The organism is Sphingomonas sp., assembly GCF_031380695.1.
GTDB lineage: Bacteria > Pseudomonadota > Alphaproteobacteria > Sphingomonadales > Sphingomonadaceae > Sphingomicrobium.
This window is the reverse complement of the sequence record NZ_JANMWY010000261.1, coordinates 1-6,082: the sequence shown is the minus strand read 5'-3', so window position 1 is coordinate 6,082 and position 6,082 is coordinate 1. Positions and strand designations below refer to the sequence as shown.

At 64.0% G+C, this 6,082-nt stretch carries 7 protein-coding genes; 5 read left to right on the top strand and 2 right to left on the bottom strand.

The window, feature by feature from the left end:
- Window positions 1-850 (bottom strand): glycine--tRNA ligase subunit alpha (locus tag RMN84_RS09490; RefSeq protein ID WP_309611931.1); only part of this gene is annotated, 850 nt, incomplete at its 3' end.
- Between the two features lie 98 nt (window positions 851-948).
- Here RMN84_RS09490 and RMN84_RS09485 point away from each other — a divergent pair.
- The 4 genes from RMN84_RS09485 to RMN84_RS09470 all read left to right on the top strand — a co-directional run bounded on the left by RMN84_RS09485 (window position 949) and on the right by RMN84_RS09470 (window position 3,901).
- A complete protein-coding gene (locus RMN84_RS09485) occupies window positions 949-1,860 on the top strand; it encodes a TraB/GumN family protein (RefSeq protein WP_309611930.1) in 912 nt (303 codons plus the stop codon).
- 95 nt (window positions 1,861-1,955) lie between these two features.
- Entirely contained in the window at window positions 1,956-2,618 is a 663-nt protein-coding gene (locus RMN84_RS09480; RefSeq protein WP_309611929.1) for a 50S ribosomal protein L25/general stress protein Ctc, read from the top strand.
- Between the two features lie 117 nt (window positions 2,619-2,735).
- Window positions 2,736-3,305 carry an aminoacyl-tRNA hydrolase gene (pth, locus tag RMN84_RS09475; protein WP_309611928.1) on the top strand — a complete coding sequence of 190 codons (570 nt, stop codon included), beginning with the start codon at window positions 2,736-2,738 and terminating at the stop codon, window positions 3,303-3,305.
- The gene (locus RMN84_RS09470) at window positions 3,302-3,901 is read left to right on the top strand and encodes a TIGR02466 family protein (RefSeq protein ID WP_309611927.1); all 600 of its coding nucleotides are present in this window, start codon (window positions 3,302-3,304) and stop codon (window positions 3,899-3,901) included. Before pth ends, RMN84_RS09470 begins: the two co-directional genes overlap by 4 nt.
- A 1-nt stretch (window position 3,902) precedes the next feature.
- On the opposite strand, the gene RMN84_RS09465 is transcribed toward RMN84_RS09470, so the two are convergent.
- Window positions 3,903-5,663, bottom strand: coding sequence for a diguanylate cyclase (locus RMN84_RS09465; protein ID WP_309611926.1), 1,761 nt, complete (start codon window positions 5,661-5,663; stop codon window positions 3,903-3,905).
- A gap of 146 nt (window positions 5,664-5,809) precedes the next feature.
- Here RMN84_RS09465 and RMN84_RS09460 point away from each other — a divergent pair.
- On the top strand, window positions 5,810-6,082 hold a 273-nt coding region (locus RMN84_RS09460; RefSeq protein WP_309611925.1), incomplete at its 3' end, for a GTPase.

The following is a 6,082-nucleotide window of genomic DNA, read 5'->3' as shown; positions in this document are numbered from 1 at the left end:
CCTTGGCTTCCATCCATGCCGCGCAGGCGCCCTTCGCCAGGTCGCGAACCCGCCCAATATAGGCCGCCCGCTCGGCGACCGAGATGACGCCGCGCGCCTGGAGCGTGTTGAACACATGACTCGCCTTGATCGCCTGCTCATAGGCCGGGATCGGCAGTTTGGCCGCGAGGCAATTCTCGGCTTCCGCCGCCGCCTTCTTGAACAGGTCGAACAGCGCATCGATGTTGGCCACCTCGAAATGCCATGCCGACATCTGCTTCTCGTTGTCGAGAAACACGTCGCCATAAGTCACGCCGTCATTGTTGAATTTGAGGTCGAATACATTGTCGACCCCCTGGATATACATCGCGAGCCGCTCCAGCCCGTAGGTAAGCTCGCCCGCGACCGGCTTGCAGTCATAGCCCCCGACCTGCTGGAAGTAAGTGAACTGTGTCACTTCCATCCCGTCGCACCACACTTCCCAGCCCAGCCCCCACGCGCCCAGCGTCGGGCTCTCCCAGTCGTCCTCGACGAAGCGGATGTCGTGCTTGAGCGGGTCGACCCCGATCGCGTCGAGCGAGCCCAGGTACATCGCCTGCAAATCCGCCGGACTCGGCTTCAGCATCACCTGATACTGGTAGTACGCCCCCAGCCGGTTGGGGTTCTCGCCATAGCGCCCGTCGGTCGGACGGCGGCACGGCTGGACATAGGCGCATTTCCACGGGTCAGGCCCGAGCGCGCGCAGCACCGTCGCCGGGTGGAACGTCCCCGCTCCCATTTCCATGTCGTACGGCTGCAGGATCAGGCACCCGCGCTCGCTCCAATAATGGTGCAGCGTGAGGATCAGGTCCTGGAAGGAAAGCGCGCTCATGGGCGCGGCTTTGGCTCATGCGGGCGGGCGCATCAAGTGGACGTTAAGGGTTGCCGTCCCTACATCGGCGCTCAATCAGGCCACCCAAGGAAGCGCGGATGCGATCGATCGACTGGATGAAGCGTGGCCTCGCCGCGCTCGGGCTCGCCGGCCTCGGGCTCGCCGCGCTGGCACAGGGCACGAGCGCCCCGGCGCGCCAGACTGCCAAGCCGGCGCTGTGGCGCGTGTCGGACGCCGATACCAGCATCTATCTGTTCGGCACGATCCACCTCCTGCCGCAGAATTATGAGTGGCAAACCGGCGCAATCCGCAAAGCGGTCGACAAGTCCAGCACGCTAACTGTTGAGACCCTCGTTGACACCCAGCACCCCCAGGAAATGATGACCACGCTGGCAAAGCTCGGAGCCGCGCCGGGCCTGCCGCCACTCGCCAACCGCATCAACCCGGCGTTCCGCCCGCAACTGGCACAGGCGATTGCCACCACCGGCCTGCCGACCTCCTACTTCGACGGGATGAAAACCTGGTACGCGGCCTTTACCCTGGTCCAGTTCCAGTTCAAGTCGATCGGCCTTGCGGGCGAGTCCGGGGTCGAGCCGAACCTGCGCCATTCGTTCGAAAGCGCCGGCAAGCCGGTCGGCCAGCTGGAGACTAACCTCGAGCAGCTAGCCCTGTTCGACACGCTCAGCCCGGCCGCGCAGCGCTCCTTCCTCGAGGACACGATCAGCGACCCGGGCGGGCTCAACGCCGAGTTCGACGCGATGCTCAAGAGTTGGATAAGCGGCGACGTCGCCGGGATGGCGCGCAGTTTCAACGCCGACCTCGCATCGTCGCCGGAATTACGCACCGCCCTGCTCACTCGCCGCAACCAGAATTGGGCGCGCTGGATCGAGCAGCGCATGGCTCAGCCCGGCACGGCGATGGTCGCGGTCGGCGCAGGGCACCTCGCCGGCGACGAGTCAGTCATCGCCATGCTCCAGCGCGACGGCTTCAAGGTCCAGCGGGTCGAATGATTGCCTTTTGACGCGGTCCGGACTATGGGCCCGCTTGCCCGATCCATCGTCATCCCTGGAGGTGTGGCGGGCATCATTAACGCAAGGACATCATAATGAGCGAACAGCTGACGCTGCCCGCCGAGCAACGCGAACGGGCTGGCAAGGGAGCCTCCCGTGAACTGCGCCGCAATGGCCGGGTACCCGCCGTAATCTACGGCGACAAGAAGGAGGCCCTGTCGGTCCATGTCGAGGAAAAACTCCTCACCAGAATGTTGTCGACTGGCCACTTTATGAACTCCGTGATCATGATCGACGCCGGCGGCAAGCCGCACCGCACGCTCCCCAAGGACGTGCAGTTCCACCCGGTGTCGAGCCGCCCGATCCATGTCGATTTCCTGCGCATTGGCGAACATAGCCAAGTGCACGTCAACGTGCCCGTCCACTTTACCGACGAGGAGCTTTCGCCCGGCATGAAGCGCGGCGGCGTGCTCAACCTCGTGCGCCACGATCTCGAGCTGATCTGCGACGCGGCCGAAATCCCCGAGCAGATCGAGATCAGCCTCACCGGCCTGGACGTCGGCGATTCGATCCACATCTCGAACGTGACCTTGCCCAAGGGCAGCAAGTCGGCGATCGACGACCGCGACTTCACGATCGCCACGATCGTCGCCCCGTCGGCGCTCAAGTCCGAGGAAGGCGACAGCGACGAAGCCACTGAGGCCGGTGCTGTGCCGGTGGTCGGTGATGAAGCTGCCGAAGGCGGCGAAGAGGCCTGATCGAACCGTCATCCCGGGGTTGGCCCCGGACCTGCCTATTCTTGCTTAGTATGTAGGAAGAAGGCAGGTCCCGGATCACGTCCGGGATGACGGCTTTCATCTGCGAGGAGGCATTAGATGCAAATCTGGGCTGGCCTCGGCAATCCGGGCGCGAGCTATGCGCTGCACCGTCACAATGTCGGCTTCATGGTCGCCGACACCATCGCCGAAGTGCACGACTTTGGCCCGTGGCAGAAGAAATTTCGCAGCCTGATTAACGAAGGCCGCATCGGCTCGCATCGCGTTCTGCTGCTCAAGCCGCAGACCTTCATGAACGACAGCGGCGACGCGGTTCAGCAGGCGTTGCGCTTCTACAGGCTCGAGGTCGGCGCACTTACGGCGATCCACGACGAGCTCGATCTCGCGCCGATGAAGGTCAAGGTCCGCACCGGCGGCGGCCTCGCCGGGCATAATGGCCTGCGCTCGATCGACGCCGCGCTCGGGCCCGATTTCCGCCGCCTGCGCATCGGCATCGGTCACCCCGGCGACAAGGACCGGGTGACGGGCCACGTCCTCGGCAATTACGCCAGGAGCGAGATGGAGCCGCTCAGCGACCTGCTGGCGGCCATCGCGTCGGAGGCCGAAAGCCTCGCCGCCGGCGACTACGTCCGCTTCATGAATGACGTCGCCTTGCGGTTGCAGTCGTGACGACACGCACCCTCTTCCCTACCCTGCTTTACGATGCCGACCTCGGGGACGAAACGCTGATCGCCGCCCTGACCCATTCGATCCATACTCTGGCGGCTGACGACACCGCCGGTCGCCGCTGGAGCGGCGAGCATGGCTATAAGGGCTACACCAGCTACGCCTCGCTCAACGACCTAACACGCCGCGACCCGGCCTTTGCCGATCTTGGCAAATTACTCGTCAAGCACGCCGCGATCTTTGCCGCCGAACTCGCCTTCGATCTGCCGCGCAAGCCTCGCCTCGACAGCCTGTGGGTCAATCTGTTGAAAAGCGGTGGGCAGCATAGTGGACACATCCATCCGCACAGCATCCTCTCCGGCACCCTCTACGTCGAGGTCCCACCCAAGGCTGGCGCGATCCGCTTCGAGGATCCGCGTCTGCCGCAGATGATGGCCGCCCCGACCCGCCGCCCCGACGCGCCGGAGGAACTTCGCCCCTTCGTCACCATTCAGCCGCGAACAGGCCAGCTGCTGCTATGGGAAAGCTTTTTCCGCCACGAAGTCCTGCCCGGCACGGCCAAGGCCGATCGCCTCAGCGTCAGCTTCAATTTCGCGTGAGTTACGCCGCCAGCGCCATCTGGTCCCGACCGCCGCGCTTGGCGGCATAGAGCGCCTGATCGGCCTGCTTCAGCGCCCGTTCAATTCCTTCCTCGCGCAACAGGGCGACCCCGCCGCTGACGGTGACGCGGATCGCTTGTCCGCCGACCGCGACCGACGATTGTGCCATTTCCTGCCTGATCCGCTCGCAGATCATCAGCGCATTCGGAATGCTGGAATTCGGGAACAGGACCGCAAACTCTTCCCCACCGATGCGCGCGACCGTGTCATTGTGACGGACCGCGCCGCTCAGCACCTTTGCAAATCCGCGCAAGACCACGTCACCGGCGTCGTGACCGTAGGTGTCGTTGACCCGCTTGAACAGGTCAATGTCGAACAGGGCGATGCAATCGGTTTCGTCATCCTTGCGCTCTGCCGTCCGCGCCGCCACCGCAGCTTCGAACGCCCGGCGGTTGGCGAGTCCGGTGAGGGGGTCGGTCATCGCCGCTACGCTCAGGCGTAGCTCCTTTTCCTTGCGGTCGGAAACATCGCGAACGATACACAAGCTGCTCTCGATCTCGCCCTTGTCGTCCATCAGTGCGCGAGCGCGGCTTTCGAGCCAAATCCGGCCACCGCCTTTCGTCAGCGCGATATATTCGATGCTGTGCGTGGCGCCGCGCGCGGCGAGTGTTGCGAGGTGCCCCTGGAGGAGTATTGGCCGCTGGTCGAGCGGCACGAGGTTGCGCGCAAAGGTACCGATCAACGCGTTGGGATCGAACCCGGTAATCTGCTCCATCGCCGGCGAGACATATCGAATCGAACCGTCCATCTCGAGGTGCATCAGGATATCGGTCGAATGTTCGGCCATCAGGCGATAGCGCTCTTCGCTCAGCCGCATCGCCCGGTGAAGATCGGCCCGATTCTTGACGTCGGCTGCTACCGGAAGCGCGGTCACCACGATCGACGCGAGATAGAATTGGAGGAACTGCATCTGGAAGCCGAGCGGCTTGGCGATCAGGTGGAGCGGTCCCTGCCCAATGAGGGTGAAGATGCCGCCAATGACGGCGATGATCACCACCGACACCGCGCTTCCGGCAAAGCCGAGGCGAAAGGCAATGAGGATCATCGGCAGGACGGGCAGGAATAGGAGTGGCAATTGGTGCTGGCCGAATACGACCACACCCACGATCGCCAGCGCGCTCAGCAAGCCGATCATCTCGGCCTTCCCGTTTTGCAGAAGCTCGACCCCGAGCGACCGGAACCCGCCCAAAGCGATCAAACGAGTCAGCGGTGTGAAGGCCAGATTCCCCAGCGCATGACCGCAAAAGGCGTGAATGGCGGCGCTCACCGGATCGAGCTTGGTCCACAGGAAGACGATGCCCAACAACGCGGCCATCACCGCAGGCGCGACGATCCCGATTGGAACAATGAATTCGAGCAGCCATCCCGGCGTTCCCAAGGCCGCGCGCCGTGCACGCCCACGGGTCAGCAACTCCGCACCCAGCAAGCCTTCGATCATGTTGATCGCCGCCAACGGCAATGCAAAAGCCCAGCCGAGACCGAGGAAGCCCGTACCCACCGCACTGGCGACGCCGCACACGACGACCACCGGCAACCATTCACTCCGCGGGCGCACGCGCAGCGCCGCAATCATGATCGACGCCGCGAACCACAGGAATGCGACCCCGCCGTCATAGCGGGTCAAGGTCAGGCTCACCGCGACGGCCGCGAAATAGGCCAGCCCGATCGGAAGGGCGACGAAAAGGCGAGACACAAAGCTCATGCTGCCAGCTAGGCTTCCGACCTTGCCGCCGAGTTGCGTCTTTATCCAATTTGGATTGGATCCCCCGAACCGACCCTTCCACCGCATACTGGCGTTCCGCGCCCGGCGACCCTAGGGAGGCCGCAACGACAGGACGGACGCAAATCATGGGTTTCAAATGCGGCATCGTGGGCCTGCCGAATGTCGGCAAGTCCACCCTCTTCAATGCGCTGACGGAGACGCAGGCGGCGCAGGCGGCGAATTATCCGTTCTGCACGATCGAGCCCAACGTCGGACAGGTCGCTGTGCCCGATGCGCGGCTCGACCGTCTCGCCAAGATTGCCGGATCGGCCAAGATCATCCCTACCCAGCTCGGCTTCGTCGACATTGCCGGGCTGGTGAAGGGTGCGTCGCAGGGCGAGGGGCTGGGCAACCAGTTC

Coding starts and splice junctions, on each gene's coding strand:
- RMN84_RS09480 (WP_309611929.1), top strand. CDS start 1,956: ATGAGCGAACAGCTGACGCTGCCCGCCGAGCAACGCGAACGGGCTGGC.
- RMN84_RS09465 (WP_309611926.1), bottom strand. CDS start 5,663: ATGAGCTTTGTGTCTCGCCTTTTCGTCGCCCTTCCGATCGGGCTGGCC.
- pth (WP_309611928.1), top strand. CDS start 2,736: ATGCAAATCTGGGCTGGCCTCGGCAATCCGGGCGCGAGCTATGCGCTG.
- RMN84_RS09485 (WP_309611930.1), top strand. CDS start 949: ATGCGATCGATCGACTGGATGAAGCGTGGCCTCGCCGCGCTCGGGCTC.